The organism is Photobacterium sp. NCIMB 13483 (assembly GCF_003025475.1).
Lineage (GTDB): Bacteria > Pseudomonadota > Gammaproteobacteria > Enterobacterales > Vibrionaceae > Photobacterium > Photobacterium piscicola.
Genome location: NZ_PYLV01000013.1, coordinates 105,177 through 123,307, shown reverse-complemented (window position 1 = coordinate 123,307; position 18,131 = coordinate 105,177). Strand labels below are relative to the sequence as shown.

13 protein-coding genes and 1 tRNA gene are annotated in these 18,131 nt (G+C 38.2%); 9 read left to right on the top strand and 5 right to left on the bottom strand.

Going from position 1 to position 18,131, the window contains the following annotated elements:
- Window positions 1–667 precede the first annotated feature (667 nt).
- Window positions 668–1,855 (top strand): MFS transporter TsgA, encoded by a 1,188-nt coding sequence (gene tsgA / locus C9I86_RS12010; protein WP_080158535.1) that lies wholly within the window; start codon window positions 668–670, stop codon window positions 1,853–1,855.
- Window positions 1,856–1,943: 88 nt separating this feature from the next.
- Here the strand turns inward: tsgA and lysS are convergent, their stop codons facing one another.
- Window positions 1,944–3,452, bottom strand: coding sequence for a lysine--tRNA ligase (gene lysS, locus C9I86_RS12005; protein ID WP_080158536.1), 1,509 nt, complete (start codon window positions 3,450–3,452; stop codon window positions 1,944–1,946).
- A gap of 292 nt (window positions 3,453–3,744) precedes the next feature.
- Between lysS and C9I86_RS12000 the strand changes: the two genes are divergently transcribed.
- The 4 genes from C9I86_RS12000 to C9I86_RS11985 all read left to right on the top strand — a co-directional run bounded on the left by C9I86_RS12000 (window position 3,745) and on the right by C9I86_RS11985 (window position 10,082).
- Window positions 3,745–5,211, top strand: coding sequence for a winged helix-turn-helix domain-containing protein (locus C9I86_RS12000; RefSeq protein WP_107276445.1), 1,467 nt, complete (start codon window positions 3,745–3,747; stop codon window positions 5,209–5,211).
- A gap of 467 nt (window positions 5,212–5,678) precedes the next feature.
- Window positions 5,679–7,031 (top strand): cadaverine/lysine antiporter, encoded by a 1,353-nt coding sequence (gene cadB, locus C9I86_RS11995; RefSeq protein WP_080158538.1) that lies wholly within the window; start codon window positions 5,679–5,681, stop codon window positions 7,029–7,031.
- An 88-nt stretch (window positions 7,032–7,119) separates the two neighbouring features.
- Entirely contained in the window at window positions 7,120–9,252 is a 2,133-nt protein-coding gene (gene cadA / locus C9I86_RS11990) for a lysine decarboxylase (protein WP_080158539.1), read from the top strand.
- A 137-nt stretch (window positions 9,253–9,389) separates the two neighbouring features.
- The gene (locus C9I86_RS11985) at window positions 9,390–10,082 is read left to right on the top strand and encodes a 2'-5' RNA ligase family protein (protein WP_107276444.1); all 693 of its coding nucleotides are present in this window, start codon (window positions 9,390–9,392) and stop codon (window positions 10,080–10,082) included.
- 74 nt (window positions 10,083–10,156) lie between these two features.
- Here the strand turns inward: C9I86_RS11985 and C9I86_RS11980 are convergent, their stop codons facing one another.
- Window positions 10,157–11,020 carry a PA4780 family RIO1-like protein kinase gene (locus tag C9I86_RS11980; protein WP_080158541.1) on the bottom strand — a complete coding sequence of 288 codons (864 nt, stop codon included), beginning with the start codon at window positions 11,018–11,020 and terminating at the stop codon, window positions 10,157–10,159.
- 296 nt (window positions 11,021–11,316) lie between these two features.
- Here C9I86_RS11980 and C9I86_RS11975 point away from each other — a divergent pair, with 296 nt between their 5' ends.
- Window positions 11,317–12,639, top strand: a complete 1,323-nt coding sequence (locus C9I86_RS11975; RefSeq protein WP_107276443.1) for a porin — start codon at window positions 11,317–11,319, stop codon at window positions 12,637–12,639.
- Between the two features lie 224 nt (window positions 12,640–12,863).
- Here the strand turns inward: C9I86_RS11975 and C9I86_RS11970 are convergent.
- Window positions 12,864–12,948, bottom strand: a tRNA-Leu gene (locus C9I86_RS11970).
- A 241-nt stretch (window positions 12,949–13,189) separates the two neighbouring features.
- On the opposite strand from C9I86_RS11970, the gene C9I86_RS11965 reads away from it, so the two are divergent.
- The gene (locus C9I86_RS11965; protein WP_080158543.1) at window positions 13,190–13,681 is read left to right on the top strand and encodes an RDD family protein; all 492 of its coding nucleotides are present in this window, start codon (window positions 13,190–13,192) and stop codon (window positions 13,679–13,681) included.
- Between the two features lie 64 nt (window positions 13,682–13,745).
- Here the strand turns inward: C9I86_RS11965 and lptG are convergent, their stop codons facing one another.
- Window positions 13,746–14,819, bottom strand: coding sequence for an LPS export ABC transporter permease LptG (lptG, locus tag C9I86_RS11960; RefSeq protein WP_080158544.1), 1,074 nt, complete (start codon window positions 14,817–14,819; stop codon window positions 13,746–13,748).
- Complete coding sequence (gene lptF, locus C9I86_RS11955) at window positions 14,819–15,919, bottom strand: LPS export ABC transporter permease LptF (RefSeq protein WP_045036400.1); 1,101 nt, start codon at window positions 15,917–15,919, stop codon at window positions 14,819–14,821. Before lptF ends, lptG begins: the two co-directional genes overlap by 1 nt.
- Window positions 15,920–16,113: 194 nt before the next feature.
- Between lptF and pepA the strand changes: the two genes are divergently transcribed.
- On the top strand, window positions 16,114–17,622 hold the full coding sequence (gene pepA, locus C9I86_RS11950) for a leucyl aminopeptidase (RefSeq protein WP_080158545.1): 1,509 nt from the start codon (window positions 16,114–16,116) through the stop codon (window positions 17,620–17,622).
- Between the two features lie 48 nt (window positions 17,623–17,670).
- Window positions 17,671–18,126, top strand: a complete 456-nt coding sequence (locus C9I86_RS11945; RefSeq protein WP_107276442.1) for a DNA polymerase III subunit chi — start codon at window positions 17,671–17,673, stop codon at window positions 18,124–18,126.
- Window positions 18,127–18,131 lie beyond the last annotated feature (5 nt).

The window sequence follows — 18,131 nt, the reverse complement described above, 5'->3', positions numbered from 1 at the left end:
AATGAATTGACTGTGCCAAAATAACTTACGTCATTTTGTATTGGTCACTCAGTTCATTGATAAATCTTTCGACTTAACTATTCAACGAGTGCCCACACAGATTGCATGGTCAAATTGTTAAAGAACAACACTGATTTCGTTGCTAGCCAATAGCTTACTCCGTGTCAGTGAGGTCGCATTATAGAGACTTCGATCACATTGGCAAGCGTTAATTTTCAAAAAAATAAAAAAAAATGCGACCTCGTACATACTATAATCAAATTTTCCAAATACGGTCTAAAAGCCATCATTAACAGGCTTTTTTATGCAGCTAGTAGAGCTGTAAAAGATTACCTATTTATACTAAAAGATAGCCATATAGTATAAACAGAACAAAAATGTCAAAATATTTACCAACTAAGAATAACAAGACATAAATAACAGCAATAAATTGTTAAAAAAACTTAAATTCACACAACAAGAACAACAATAAAAACAATCAGTAATAAAAACTCGACTTATAAATACTGATTATTCATATCTTATAGGTATGATAAATCCCCTTATGTCATATAATGGTGACATGTGTCACAAACAAAGCTAGTCCTTATGTTAGGATTCAGCCCTTTCATTAATTGGCATTCCGTTTGCCTCTTTAATTATAATTGAAAGTTATACAGGATTTTCTATGACAAACCAGAATCGCATCCTTCTGACGTGGATAAGCTTCTTATCCTATGCCCTTACTGGATCTCTGATTATCGTCACCGGTATCGTTATGGGAGATATTGCCAAATATTTTGATTTACCAATATCGAGCATGAGCAACACGTTCACTTTTCTTAATACCGGTATTTTAATCTCTATCTTCCTTAACGTATGGTTAATGGAAATTGTGCCGCTTAAACGCCAGCTCATTTTTGGTTTCATTCTCATGCTGTTAGCAATTCTTGGTCTTATTTTTGGCCATAATCTTGCTATCTTCTCTGGCTGTATGTTTGTATTAGGTGTTGTCAGTGGTATTACCATGTCTATTGGTACTTACTTAATCACTCATATTTACGACGGCAAAGAACGCGGTTCTCGTTTACTGTTTACTGATTCATTTTTCAGTATGGCTGGTATGATTTTCCCTGTAATTTCAGCAGCCGTACTCGCACACCACATGCAATGGTACTGGGTATATGCTGCAATCGGTATTATCTACCTTGCTATTTTTATCCTAACATTGATGTCTACATTCCCAGTACTAGGTAAAGATGCACCTCAAGAAGCTGCAACAAATGAACCTAAAGAAAAATGGGGTGTGGCTGTAATATTTCTAGCGATTGCCGCTTTATGTTACATCTTAGGCCAACTCGGCTTTATTTCTTGGATTCCTGAATACGCAACTCAAAAGCTAGGCCTATCTATTAGTAGCGCAAGCCAATTGGTAAGTTACTTCTGGGGTGCTTACATGATTGGTATGTGGATTTTCAGTGTATTACTGAAAAAATTCGACCTTCATTATTTTGTTGTCGTTTTATCAGGTTTAGCGACAGTACTCATGTACCTATTTAATAAAGATACAGATCCACATAATCTTATCTACATTATTTCAGCGCTTGGCTTTATCAGTAGTGCGATTTACACCACTATTATTACCTTAGGCTCACAGCAAACTAAAGTATCCTCACCAAAATTGGTTAACTTTATTCTGCTATGCGGCACGGTTGGTACAATGCTAACTTTCGTTGTAACAAGCCCTATCGTTAAAAACTATGGCACACATGCGGCTTTAGTTACCGCGAATGCGCTTTATGCTGCTGTATTTGTTATGTGTGTATTGGTTGGTTTTGTTACCAAACACCGTATCAATAGCCACGATGGTCACTAATAGAAAAATAGCATAAGAAAAAAGCCTCATCTTGAGGCTTTTTTTATAATCAAATAAAAGCAGTGGTAAAGCTGCTTTTATTCATTCATTAATTATTGTTATTAGGACGCATTGATGGGAATAAAATCACATCACGAATCGTATGTGCGTTAGTAAATAACATCACTAAGCGATCAATACCAATCCCTTCACCGGCTGTTGGCGGTAAGCCAAATTCTAGTGCTCGAATATAATCTTCGTCATACTGCATTGCTTCATCATCACCAGCGTCTTTAGCATCCATCTGGGCTTTAAAACGTGCATCTTGGTCTTGTGCATCATTAAGTTCAGAGAAGCCATTCGCAACTTCACGACCACCAACAAAAAACTCAAACCGATCAGTTAGGAATGAATCTTCATTACTGCGACGTGCTAATGGGGAAATGTCAGCTGGGTAGCCAGTAATAAAAGTCGGTTGAATTAACTGAGGTTCAGCCGTTTCACCAAAGATTTCTTCTAATAACTGACCACAAGTCCAAAATGGTTCAACGGTTAAACCAACTTCTCGTGCGATATCTGCCATTAGTTCACGATTCTTAACATCATCATAAGTTAATGCTTGAATACGTGCATTATCTTGAGTGTAATGTTGAATCGCAGCAAGCATCGTCATTCGAGTATAAGGTCCATTAAACTCAATAACATGCTCACCATAAGGTAATGCAGTATTGCCACAAAGATCTTTTGCAATAGTACTTAATAAGCTTTCTGTAAAATCAATTAAGTCATTGTAATCAGAATACGCCATATAAAATTCCATCATGGTAAATTCTGGATTATGACGAGGTGATAGGCCTTCATTACGGAAATTACGGTTAATTTCAAACACACGTTCAAAACCGCCAACAACTAAACGTTTCAAGTAAAGCTCAGGCGCGATACGAAGGTACATATCTATATCTAACGCATTATGGTGAGTCACAAAAGGTCGAGCAGATGCACCGCCAGCAATCGGGTGCATCATGGGTGTTTCAACTTCCATAAATTGTTGTTTAATCATGAATTGACGAATCGCAGCAACCACTTTTGAACGCATAATCATGGTATTGCGTGATTCTTCATTAATGATCAAATCAACATAGCGTTGACGGTAACGTTGTTCTTGATCCGTTAAGCCATGGTATTTTTCAGGCAATGGACGTAATGCTTTAGTCTGTAATTCATACTGATCCATATTGACATAAAGTTCACCGCGATCTGAACGGTGTAACTGGCCTTTCACGCCAATAATATCGCCAATATCTAGTCCATGATATTGTTCTTTTAATTGTTCTTGGACTTGCTTATCAGCATAAACTTGAATTCGTCCAGAGACATCTTGTAATACAAGGAATGGGCCTCGTTTAGCCATAATACGGCCAGCAACCGCTGTTGTATAAGTGGTATTAATTAAATCTTCCTTTGATTTATTTTCATACTCACAGATCAAATCACGGGCTAATTTCAAGCGACGAAAAGTATTAGGGTGACCATTAGCTTTGCTTGATTTACGAATATGATCAAGTTTTGCGCGACGTTCAGCAATCAGCCTGTTTTCATCAACTTCAGTGTCTAACATGATATTACCTTCTTCTATTAATCGTTTTATAAAAAAATCTAGGTAATCGAATATTTATTTAAAAAAATCATATTTATAATTCAATTACTGGCTTTCTTTAAAATAAATAACCACAGAATAAAAAACGTGATCAACCTCACAAAATATCGGAATTTGAATAATTATTTAAAATTTACAGTTATAAATGAAATATGAAATTACAGTTAACGCTAGAATAAAAAATTCCATCTATATATAAAAGCAAATAATATAGAATTAATCTCATCATAATAATTAATAGAATTAAAACCAAATGGCTTGGGTAAATTATAAAATTAATAACTGGTTATTAATTACAACAGAAAATTGTTTATATAAATCAGGAAAAAATTATATTATCGAACCTAGAATAACTAAGCTATTAGCTTTTTTATCCCAGCATCAAGGTATTGTATTCACACGAGATGAATTAATTGAAAATGTTTGGGATGGTGCTGTTGTTAGTGAGCAAGTAGTAACACAATCTATTTTTGAATTACGAAAAACACTAAAAAAAATGGATGAAGACCATTGGATTATAACCATCCCTAAACGAGGTTATAAACTTGATATCGACGTACAACAAATATATGTCGATCCCAATACAGGCTTTAAGTTAGAGGAATTTCATTCTTCACATGAACATACCAATGATACTTCAATACAAACATCATTTCCCGCAGGGCCAATGACACGTGCGTTTAATGAAACGTCAAAAGACGCCCCATCGATCACAGTAACTCATTCAAATACTATCAAATGGAATCATTGGTTCTTTGATTTCTGCATTTTAACTATGCTTTTGATAACTATAATTTTTATAAGCTGGAGCAACGAAAAGGTTATTCTTCCTATCGCTGTATTAAATCCGCGCTTAATTCATATTGAATCCCCTCCGCAATCACCGACAAATCAATTGAATTCAATCGCAAACATAATAAAAGATTCACTATTTGCCTCAACAAACTATATCAGCAGTTTTAGTGCTCAACCTACTGCGGGTAAAACTCTCTCTTTATATATAAATCAACAACACCAACTGCACATTGAATTATTTAACAACATTTCAAAAACAATCATGTTACAAAAAAACATTCATATCGATCGTAATAATGCTTATATCGTAATTGATAAACTACTCAATGAATTAATACAGTCATTAAATTATAATCATAAAAATACCAACAATAGACTTAACTTAACGAATGCTAATACGTTATATGGCTATCTGGCGCTGCCCAATGCTATAAATAATAATGGTGACGCAAATATAAGTTACATTAAAAGCATAAATGAACTTATTAAAGATGCCCCTAATAATAGCTATTTATTAGCAAAGCGATACCTTGCTTATTCAATTATGCTAACTATCAATAATAAAATAACATCCATGCCTACGTTAATGAATTATGGCAAAGAATTAGAAAAAAGCATTACCAACCCTTCTCAATTTATCTCTAGTGAAATATATGATGCGTTAGCACTAAATAATCTTTATCAAGGCGATCTAATTGCTTCTGAACATTATCTATCACTTGCGGCATTGCAATCTAAACAAAATACAGCATTACGTTATATTTTATTAGGAAAAATAAGCCAACTAACACATAAACAAAAACAAGCTAACGAATACTATAGTATGGCTTTATATTTAGATCCCTCGCAAGAAACTCAGCAGCTCTGTGAGAAATTGGTTTTTATATCACAAATAAACGCTTCTGAATCCACACCGCCACATTAAAGTTAACACCTCTATATCGTCTTTTAATCAATATGACACGTAATTCAGCGACCAAGAATAATCGATTGAAGACGCCATTTTAGTGTCTCTATATTCTTATTGCGTTGCTCTTATGGTGATACATTTTAAGTCATGATGACATTCGTTAAAGGCTTATATTAATGATAACTCAATCCTTATATGAATTATGAAGCGACCTTTATTTAATTGATAAATAAATTATTTTTTCACACCACTTTTAAGTTACTGATTAACAAGGAAACAAAAATAAAATAAGTTAAAAAAAACCAAAATTATTATTTTTCAATCTTTGAGTAGAAGGTTATTTAATTAACTTTTCTATCTGCTGTAGATTAATTCGCAATTACTCGTCATTGATAATAACTATAGCAATCAACCAGTATTATCTCTGCCGTTAAATATGTTTAACCACTTGAAATATAATTATATTTTTTGGAGATTGTTGCATGTCATCCGATACGTCAAAAAAAATAGGCTTAATAGCCTGTACTGGTGTTGTAGCCGGTAACATGATGGGTAGTGGTATTGCTCTGTTACCCTCGACATTAGCAAAAGTAGGTTCTATATCTATTTATAGCTGGATTATTTGTTTAATTGGCGCGTTATCATTAGCTTTTGTTTACGCTCGCTTAGCAACGAATAACCCACAAGAAGGTGGCCCAATTGCATACGCTGGTGAAGTTTCTCCTGCCTTTGGTTTTCAAACAGGTGTGCTTTATTACCATGCTAACTGGATTGGTAACCTTGCGATTGCAATCACTGGGGTATCATACCTTTCTGTGTTCTTCCCAATTTTGAATAACACTATTCCAGCAGCTATCGCGACTATTGCTTCAGTATGGATTTTCACCATTATTAACCTGCTTGGTGGTTCATGGGTAAGCCGCTTATGTACACTGGGTTTAGTCCTTATTCTTGTTCCTATCGTTGGTACTGCTGTTGTAGGTTGGGGGCATTTTGATGCAACGACTTACATGCAAAACTGGAATACATCACACAGCTCAAACTCTCATGCGATAGTCAGTGCTGTATTGATAACTCTATGGTCATTTGTGGGTGTTGAATCAGCAGCGGTATCTTCTGGTATGGTGAAAAACCCGAAGAAAACCGTACCACTAGCAACCTTACTCGGTACGATTATTGCCGGTGTTATCTATATTCTATCAACCCAAGTTATTGCTGGTATGTTCCCAGCCTCTGAAGTTGCAGCTTCTGGTGCGCCATTTGCACTCGCTACGACAGCAATCTTCGGTGCTTGGACTGCGCCATTTGTTGCAGCATTTACCGCTTTAGCGTGCTTTACATCTCTAGGTTCTTGGATGATGTTGGTCGGTGAGGCTGGCAAACGTGCAGCTCGTGACGGTAACTTCCCTGCTGTTTTTGGTGAAACTGATAAAAATGGCGTTGCAAAAAAAGGCTTAGTTCTTGCATCTATCATGATGACAATTCTTATGATTGTTATCACGCTATTTAGCTCAAGTGACAGCCATGCATCTAACCTATTTGATATTTTAACGTCAGATGCTGTGTTATTAACTATGCTGCCTTACTTCTACTCAGCGGTTAACTTAATTCGTTATGAAGGTATGACAACGCGCAATGTGTTTGTGATGTTATTTGCAGGTGTCGCATGTATCTTCTGCTTTATCGCCCTTATTGGTGCCGATCCATCTGCATTAGCTGCAACTTTCGTTGTTTCACTAGCCATCTTCATGTTCTACGCTCGTAAGCTTGGCTTCCGTCAACACTTACAACTAGAACAACAAGAACAGGCGAATAAAGTCGCACAATCTCACTAAATATCGAACCTCATAATATTATCAAGGCGCACAATTACACCTCCCTAATTGGAGTGGTGCGCCTTTGCTTACCCTGGAGATATTCAAAATGAATACCATTGCAATATTAAATAATTTAGGCGTATTCTTCAAAAAATACCCAGTACAAGAATTAGAACAAGCACTAGCTACTCGCGGTTATAAAGTCGTTTATCCTGTTGATGATAAGGATTTAATGAAGCTACTTGAAATGAACCCACGTATCAGTGGTGTGATTTTTGACTGGGATACTTACTCATTAGACTTATGCCAACAAATTAATCAAATTAACGAAAAACTACCGCTATATGCCTTTGCTAACGAGCATTCAACACTCGATATTAACTTAGCAGATCTTCGCTTAAATATTTACTTCTTTGAATATTGCCTTGGTAGTGCTTCTGATATTGCGCATAAAATTGAGCAAGCAACAGAAGACTACAAAGACAGTATTCTACCGCCGTTAACCAAAGCATTATTTAACTACGTTGATGAAGCTAAATATACATTCTGTACTCCGGGTCACATGTCAGGTACAGCATTTAATAAAAGCCCAGTAGGTAGTATTTTCTACGATTTCTACGGTGCAAATACATTTAAAGCAGATATTTCAATCTCAATGCCTGAACTTGGCTCATTGTTAGATCACTCAGGTCCTCACAAAGAAGCTGAAGAATATATTGCGCGTACGTTTAACGCTGATCGTTCTTACATTGTGACTAACGGTACTTCAACAGCGAATAAAATTGTTGGTATGTTCTCAGCACCAGCAGGTAGCACAGTACTGATTGACCGTAACTGTCATAAATCATTAACTCATATGATGATGATGACCGATGTTGTGCCAATTTATTTCCGTCCTACACGTAATGCTTACGGTATTTTAGGTGGTATTCCTAAGAGTGAATTTAGCCGTGAAGTGATTGCTGAAAAAGTGGCTAACACTCCTGGTGCAACTAAACCTGGCTATGCGGTTATTACAAACTCAACTTATGACGGTTTGTTCTATAACACCCAATTTATCAAAGAATCATTGGATACTAAGTTTATTCACTTTGACAGTGCTTGGGTGCCTTACACTAACTTTAACCCTATTTACGAAGGTAAGTGTGGTATGAGTGGTGAAGCAATGCCGGGTAAAGTGTTCTATGAAACCCAATCAACCCATAAATTATTAGCGGCATTCTCACAAGCATCAATGATCCATGTAAAAGGCCAATTAGAAGAAGAATCTTTCAACGAAGCCTTTATGATGCATACTTCAACCTCACCACAATACGGTATTGTGGCGTCAGCTGAAATTTCTGCAGCAATGATGCACGGCAACGCTGGTCGTCGTTTAATTCAAGACTCTATTGATCGCGCAATTCGTTTCCGTAAAGAAATCAAAAAACTACGCTCAGAATGTGACGGTTGGTTCTTTGATGTATGGCAACCTGAGAACATCGATACCACTGAATGTTGGAACCTAAAGCCCAATGAAAAATGGCATGGCTTCAAGAATATCGATGAAGATCATATGTTCCTTGATCCAATCAAGATCACCCTACTAACACCGGGAATGAACGAAGATGGTGAGCTGTTAACATCAGGTATTCCAGCGTCTATCGTAGCTAAGTTCCTTGATCAACACGGTATTGTCGTAGAAAAAACGGGTCCATACAGCCTATTATTCTTGTTCTCTATCGGTATAGATAAGCCAAAAGCAATGCAACTATTGCGTGCACTTACTGAGTTTAAACGTGGTTATGATCGTAATATGACCATCAAGTCATTCTTACCATCACTATTTAAAGAAGATCCTCAATTCTACGCTAATATGCGTGTCCAAGATCTGGCTCAAAGTATTCACGATCTAACAGTGAAATACCAATTACCAGAGCTAATGTACAAAGCATTTGATGTGCTACCAGAAATGAAGATGACACCACATGCTGCATGGCAACAAGAGTTACGTGGTGAAGTGCGTGAAATACCATTATCTGAAATGGTAAACGAAATCAGTGCCAATATGATCTTACCTTATCCTCCAGGTGTGCCTGTAGTACTTCCTGGTGAAATGGTAACAGAGCAATCTCGCCCAGTATTAGATTTCCTTGAAATGCTATGTGAAATTGGTAATCACTTCCCAGGCTTTGAAACTGACATTCACGGTGTTTACAACGTTGATGGTGTTTACAAAGTAAAAGTGATCAAACAATAATATCGATTATTGATACGACGATTATTAAGGCATGCTTTGAGCATGCCTTTTTTGATTATTTTGTTATCACTCTAACAAAAATGCACGCCAAAAAGGTATAAAGTGTCATATCACTGACTTTAAAGCAGAACATTGAAATGTTTAAAAAACATCTGTTAGCCTTAGTATGTATCTGTATTAGCCCTGCCGTTATTGCTAACCCCTCAGTACCACAGCCATCAAACACTATTAGCTATAACTTGTTTCTCATTCCTAATCATACCGTTGATAAAACCGTATCGACCATCAGTAACCAACTTAAACAACAGCAATTAGCATCACTTTATAGCCAAGGCTTTCTGCCACATATCACGCTTTATTTAACTGAATACCCAACTAATAATCTCAACTCACTCAAACAACAAGCGCAACAACTGGCAAACCAATGGCACCGTTTTGATTTAACGCTGGATCATATTCAACGGACAAAAGGAAATTGGTTAATGCTGGATGTTAACAATACACCTGAGTTACAACGATTAGCCGATACCGCAGCAATAATGGCGGCCCCACTTCGAACCATGGATCCAAAAATTCCGACATGGGTAAGCCACTATCCTGAAAAATTAGCTGCATTTCAGCGCTATGGCAGTCCAAATGTATTTACTAATTTTGAACCACATATCACCTTATTAGCACAATCTGATCCGCATAAACTGACCCAATTTATGACAAATTATGGTGATCAGTTTCAACCCGTGCATTTTAAAGCACTCGGCATTGGTATCGCCGCGGTTAATAGTAACGGCCAAGCTAAAGCGGTGATTGCAAGTTACTCATTTCCTAAATAGCAGCCATAAAAAAGCTTCAATCGTTAATTGAAGCTTTTTTAATAACAATATTAAACAGTAAACAAAGATAGTGATTACTCACATTCTTCTTCATTGGTATCCATCAATCGAGCTCGGCGTAACTCAGCCTCTGCCATCACAGCATTAATTTCAGCCATTAAGCCATCAATATCAGCATCCATTTCACTTTCAATAAATACACCCGTTAATTCAGTATCAGGATTGAGAGTGCCAGCCTGAAACAATGCCCACATTTCTTTCGCATATTGCGTTTCAAGTAATTCAGGTGCGTATTGGCCATAATAATGCGCCATATTATTTACATCACGCTCAAGCATCCATTTCGCATTATTATTTGCTGAAGCATCTACGGCTTGAGGTAAATCGATAATCACAGGACCTTGACCATCAACAAGCACATTAAATTCAGATAAATCACCGTGAATAATACCAATACATAACATACGGGTGATGTAATTAATCATCACCGCATGATCGCGTAAAGCTTGTTCTTTCGTTAGCGTAATATCATTTAAGCGAGGCGCAACAGCACCATCGGCATCAGTGATCAATTCCATTAACAACACACCGTCAAAACAACCGTAAGGAATAGGTGCGCGTACATCCGCTTTTAGTAATAAAGACAAAGCATCAACTTCAGCTTGTTGCCATACTTTTTCTTGCTCATCTCTACCAAACTTTGAGCCTTTTTCCATCGCGCGAGCACGACGACTATTACGTACCTTACGCCCCTCACGGTAAGTTACCGCTTTCTTAAAGCTGCGTTGATCAATTTCTTTATAGACTTTAGCACAACAAATTTTGCCACCACTGCGAACAACATACACAGAGGCTTCTTTACCGCTCATCAGTTGAGATAAAACGTCATCAATAAGACCATCTTCAACTAGGGGTTGTAATCGTGGAGGAATCTTCATTACACCTACATTTACCAGTAACTAGGAATATACCTGTTTATAATATCGCATTATCGCTAGCTAAAATTTTTTAACAAGTCTTGCGCAAAAGGATTTGTTAATAAACTGACCGCCCACCAGCCAACAACAGTAAATATACGTCACAAAAAAAACATTATTAGCCATTAAAAACAACAACATAAAATTCCATTCTTCAATATAGATTTAGGTTTCAACGACTCGCATTATTAGTGTCAATAAAAAGCTAGCAATTGATAGTCACTAATTAAAAAATAACAATAATAATGAGATCTTATATGAAGAAATGCTTGGCTACGCAAAAAACATTACTCTCCATCGCTATCATTGGAGCAGTAACACTTTCCCCGTTAGCAATTGCTAACACCACACCTCAACATGGCTTTATTAACGGCTCATCACTTAATACAAAACTCATCAGTGATACTCGTGTTCGTAGCAATAATACTCACCCTAACTCTGATTTTCATAGTCGATTAAATTATTCATCTTATAACGCTATCGTTGATTTTAATTCAGGCTATTACAATCAATTTATAGGCGTCGATGTTGCTGGTTATTTAGCAGGAGATATCTATAACAATAGTCTTCAAAATGATAATGATGAATATTTATCAAATGAGATCTCATTATCAAATAACCAAGATTGGGGCGCAGGTGATGGCCCACATTTCAAGCTTTATACTGCTGCGGTTAAATTTCAATACCACGATATTTTTAAGGGTAAGGTCGGCTTAATTCAATCAACGAGTAATGGTACTGTGGGTAACGTCTGGTCATTTGTTCCAGGTACTTATCGCGGTTTAGAAGTTAACGCCTATATTGGTAGTGGCAAGTTAACCTATTTTTGGGCTGATAAATACACTGCGCCTTGGTTACTGAGTGAAGATGATTATATTGGCTGGGCAAACACTAAATGGAATTACTTGCATTCAATAGGCTATGCGAATCAATTCGGTAACTTTAGCTACAACCTTGGTATAGGCCAAGCTATGGATGTGCATTATAGCGACAGTAATCGTAGTGTTAATCCAATATCTTATAAATTCTATACCCAGTATATTGTTAATAGCCAAATAATATTAGCCGCTGATTTTTATGGTGTTAAGGATAAAGTTAAATATAACGGCTTAGGATATATGAGTGGTTTATCTCTAAATATTAATCAAGGCCGCTGGGGCTGGTTATCACAGTTAAGGTACGCTAATAGCCATAACGACATTGAGATTGTGCCACGTACCATCTATACCTATGCGATGAATAATGGTAGCTGGTCGCAATTTTGGGATGCATTATCTGATTGGAACCAATCAGGTGAAACATCATTGTATAACCGCTTATCGTTTAATGCAGGCAATGGCTGGAATTACTACATGGGTGTAGGATATGGCTCAGGAATGGATCAAACTAAAGTCGGCTATAGCAGTGAAGCCGCGGTCAACGGTACGATTGGATACACCTTACAGCAAAGCACATTAAAAGGCAGTGTGGTACAGCTACACACTACATGGTTAACTCGTGATGAAGTTAAATCAGCGACAGTCGGTAAAGATGAAACTGATGTCCGCTTACAAGTCATCATTCCCTATACTGTGTTTTAACAACAAAGATCACTGACATTTAGCCTCAACATCAAGTTGAGGCTTTTGATGAGCTATCACTATAGTGATTACCAAATATAACTAATGGTAAAAAATAACAAGGGGGACTTAAACCCGCTTTCCTTTGATTGATGACAAGGTGAAAAGCGAACTTAAGAAAGTTGGAATAACCATGAGGCAAAAAAAAAGCCTCAATCTTACGATTAAGGCTTTTCTCTGAAATTTGGTGCCCGAGGACGGACTTGAACCGTCACTCCCGAAGGAAACGGATTTTGAATCCGTCGTGTATACCAATTTCACCACTCGGGCTTATGGCGGCTATTATACGTATATCGTATTGATGCGCAAGCGTTAATCCATACAATTTACTATATTAAATGTTAAGCGTTGGTTTTTTGATCCAATATTAATTTATTGATGATAATCAGACCGAAATCAATATGAGTATTAATATATTTTGTAGCAATTTTGTACATTCATTCGCATTTAATTTACTGCTACACTGCCGACAACAAGGACTTGCCCAACCATTATTGATACTGGAACCATCATGCAGAAAAAGAAACAGCTACAAACTACCGTTTCACACCAATATCCTAGTTTATTACGTCGTTTAGGGGCTTGGTTCTACGATACGCTTATCGTCACTGCTATTTTAATGGTTGCAGGCGCACTGGCAATGGCCATTGTTGCCACTTTACTCGCGGTGGGTGTGCTCACTTTAGGTGACTACCAAGATGCCAGTGCTTATTTGATGTCGAATCCTACAGCAAGCATGTTATATAGCGCTTACCTTGCTATCGTTATTATTGGTTTTTATAGCTACTTTTGGACTCAAGCAGGACAAACATTGGGAATGCGAGCATGGAAACTAAAACTTCAAAATGAAGATGGTTCTCATATTAAAATTACTCAAGCTTTTATTCGTATTGCAACATCAGCATTTGGTTTAGGTAACTTACTTGCCTTTAATAATAAGCGCCGTTCAATGCAAGATATTATGGCGGAATGTGAAATGGTCGTAACTGAAAAAGTGCACTAATACATCATCAGTCTTAATAAAAATCAGTAATAAAAAAGGAGCCCTTAGGCTCCTTTTTTAATCACTATAATTTACGTCGAAGTAAATAAATCGTAATAGCTAAAAACACCAGACTAGGCGCAAGAGCACCAATAACAGGGGGTAAGTTATAGACTAAGCTCATCGGGCCAAAGACTTCATTGGAAATATAAAATGCAAATCCAAAGATAACCCCAGATAACACGCGCGCTCCCATCGTCACCGAGCGTAACGGCCCAAAGACAAATGACAATGCTAGCAACATCATTACTCCAATGGAGACAGGTTGCAGTGCTTTACGCCAAAAGGCGAGTTCATAACGCATTGCATCTTGCTTAGATTCTTTTAAATAACCCACATAATCATATAACCCAGACAGTGATAGCTCTTCTGGTTTTACCGTAACCACCGCTAACTTATCAGGGGTTAATGTTGTATCCCATTTCTTAGTATCATAATGAGTATTGGTAATCTGCGCCTTGTTAGTCATATCCGTTACCGTCACATTATGCATCGTCCAGCCAAGCTTCACGTCATAAGTTGCCGTTTTTGCAGATAACACATCCAACAGTTTATCTTGGTTATTAAATTGCCAAATATTGACCACATCGATTTGGTTTTTATCATGCACACGACCAAGATAAATAAAATCATTATCATCTTTTGCCCACACACCACTTTGAACCGATAGCATACTACCGCCACTGATCCATAAAGCTCGCAACTCACGCGCTGACTTTTGCGCTTGCGGTGCGCCCCATTGCCCAAGTAACGTCACAATGATCATTAACGGCACTGCGGTTTTTAAGGTTGATAAACCAATATCTAACTTAGAAAAGCCTGCCGCTTGCATCACCACCAGCTCAGAGCTTGATGCCAACATACCTAGACCAATCAAAGCGCCAAGTAATACCGCCATCGGGAAAAATGTTACGATATCTTGTGGCATGGATAACAACACAAAATACAATGCTTTCAGTAAATCATAACTGCCTTGACCGACTTTACGTAGCTGCTCAACATATTTAATGATGGCAGAGAGTCCGACGAGAGTTGATAAGGTTAATGCCGATGTTGCAATAATAGTTCGGCCAATATACCAGTCGAGAATTTTAAACATTAACCACGTCTCCGTAATTTATCTTTGAGGCGTCGAATCGGTAAACTATCCCAGCTATTTAAAGCGATTGCGATCAATAACGCGCCAATATTAATCGGCCACATTCCCATCCAACCAGGAATAAAACCATCTTCAATCGCAGATTTTGCTGATGATATTGCTAAGAAATACGCTAAATAAATTAATACCGCAGGCGCTAATTTAGCAAAACGTCCCTGACGAGGGTTAACCGCAGATAATGGCACCACAATCATAACTAATAGTGGAATACATAAAATTAACGATAATCGCCATTGCAATTCAGCAGTTGCCGCTAAACTTGGATCTTTTAATAACTCAGCGGTCGTTTTCGCTTCCCAATCACGAGAGCCTTGTTTCACTTTACGCTGACCAATTAACGCTTGGTAATTATCAAACTGTGTAATGGCATAATTAAGTTTAGTAGGCACACCTTCATAACGGGTACCTTGCTGTAAGTCTAACATTTGACGACCGTCAGCTTGTTCGGTGACAAAACCACGATCAGCCACCATTACACTCGGTTGTAATGAATCTTGCGCTTTTAATTGGGCAATAAACACTTTATGTAATTTGGAACCTTTATCGGTAATGTCATTAACAAATACCACCCCTGAGCCATTAGGTGCCATTTGGAATGTTCCTTTGACCAGCATATTTAAACCCGGATCAGCCTTAGCTTGATCGGTAATCTGTTCAATTTTATTTTGAGCCCACGGCGCAACCCATAATGCATTGGCGGTGGCTATCGAGCCGGTAATTAAAGCTAAAGCTAATGCGGCACGAATAAGAAATTTATTTCCCATGCCTGTGGCGCTCATTACGGTAATTTCACTTTCAGCGTACAAACGGCCAAATGTAAGTAAAATACCAATATATAAACTCAGTGGTAACATCAGCAATGCCATTGCCGGAATAGAAAGCCCCATTAAAGTCACAATCAGATCGCTCGGAATCGAACCATCCGTCGCTTGTGCTAAAATGCGAATGAACTTTTGGCTAATAAAGACAAGAAAAAGCACAAAAAGTACTGCTAATTGGCTTTTTACTGTCTCTCTCGTCAAATACCTAACAATAATCACGCGTTATATTCCCATAGAAAACTTGTTTTTTTGATGGAATCACTATAGTTTTTGGTTAAATTAGTTATTTTTTTATCTTTCGGCTGAATGTAAGTCCGCGCTTTAAGCCTATACCGAAATCTCGGCAGAGCAAGCAAGTGTGGTATTATCTAACATTTAGCGTTAATTGTCTTTATAGGATGTTAGGAGTACGCATGGAGTTCAGTGTCAAAAGCGGTAGCCCCGAAAAACAGCGCAGTGCGTGTATTGTCGTGGGCGTATTTGAACCACGTCGCCTCTCTCCAATCGCGGAACAGCTAGACAAAATTAGTGATGGCTATATTAGCTCATTATTACGTCGTGGTGACCTTGAAGGTAAACCAGGACAGATGTTGTTATTACACCATGTTCCCAACGTATTGTCAGAACGAGTACTACTTGTTGGTTGTGGTAAAGAGCGTGAACTTGACGAACGCCAATACAAACAAATCATCAAGAAAACCATTAGCACCTTAAATGAAACTGGCTCAATGGAAGCGGTATGTTTCCTAACCGAGCTACATGTTAAAGGTCGCGATACCTACTGGAAAGTACGTCAAGCAGTAGAAACGACTAAAGATAGCCTTTATACCTTTAACCAGTTTAAAAGTAACAAGCCAGAGACGCGCCGTCCACTACGCAAGTTAGTTTTTAATGTACCCACTCGCCGTGAGCTTTCTTTGGGCGAACGTGCGATTGCACATGGTCTTGCTATTTCATCGGGTGTTAAAGCCAGTAAAGACCTTGGTAATATGCCACCTAACGTTGCCAATCCTGCTTATTTAGCCTCACAGGCACGTCGTTTAGCTGATGATTTTGAAACAGTAAGTACCAAAATTATTGGTGAGCAAGAAATGGCAACTTTAGGTATGACATCATACCTTGCTGTTGGTCAAGGCTCTAAAAACGAAGCCATGATGTCAGTTATTGAATACAAAGGCCATCCTGATCCTGAAACCAAACCCATTGTTCTTGTGGGTAAAGGTTTAACTTTTGATTCAGGTGGTATTTCTATCAAACCTGGCGCACAAATGGATGAGATGAAGTACGACATGTGTGGTGCTGCATCTGTATTTGGTACCATGAAGGCACTGGCAAAACTGAATCTACCGATTAATGTTGTTGGTGTACTGGCGGGTTGTGAAAATATGCCCGGTGGTAACGCTTATCGCCCCGGTGATATTTTAACCACCATGTCAGGTCAGACGGTTGAAGTGCTAAATACCGATGCCGAAGGTCGATTGGTATTATGTGATGCATTAACTTACGTTGAGCGTTTTGAGCCTGAATGTGTGGTTGATGTAGCCACATTAACGGGCGCATGTGTGGTGGCGCTTGGTCATCATATTAGTGGCTTAATGGGTAACCATAATCCATTAGCGCATGAGTTAATTAATGCCTCAGAACAAGCAGGCGATCGTGCTTGGCGTCTACCGATGAGTGATGAGTACCAAGAGCAAATTGCCAGTCCATTTGCAGATATGGCGAACTTAGGCTCACCAGGTGCTGGTACCATTACGGCGGGTTGTTTCTTGTCGCGTTTTACCAAGAAATACAACTGGGCTCACCTTGATATTGCAGGCACAGCTTGGAAAGGCGGTGCTGCAAAAGGCTCAACTGGACGTCCTGTGCCATTGTTGGTCCAATTCCTTCTCAATCGAGCAGGCCAAGAGATTGTCGAATAAGACATTCAGAAAAGGGCCATTGGCCCTTTTCTTTTAGGACATTAATTTATGACTCATGCTACGTTTTATATATTAGATGATAAGCAAGATGGCGCTGATAGTGATTTTCAGTGGCATTTTGCTTGTCGTTGCGCAGCCATGAGTTACCGTCAAGGATTACGTGTTTACTTACTTGCAGCAGATAAACAACAAGCAGAACAAATAGATGAATATCTATGGCAACAAGATCCCGACAACTTTATCCCTCACAATTTACTTGGAGAAGGGCCAAGAGGCGGATCGCCGGTTGAGATTGGTTGGCCCGGTTTACGTTATAGCGGACACCGCGCAGTATTAATTAATTTAGCCGAAATTGTCGCAAATTTTGCGGTTAGCTTTGCACAAGTGGTAGACTTTGTCCCTTGCGATGAAACGCTCAAACAGCAAGCGCGCGAGCGTTACAAGGCTTATCGCCTTGCTGGCATTCAAATTACGACTGCCAATGCTGTTACTGAGACGCCTTAATTCCA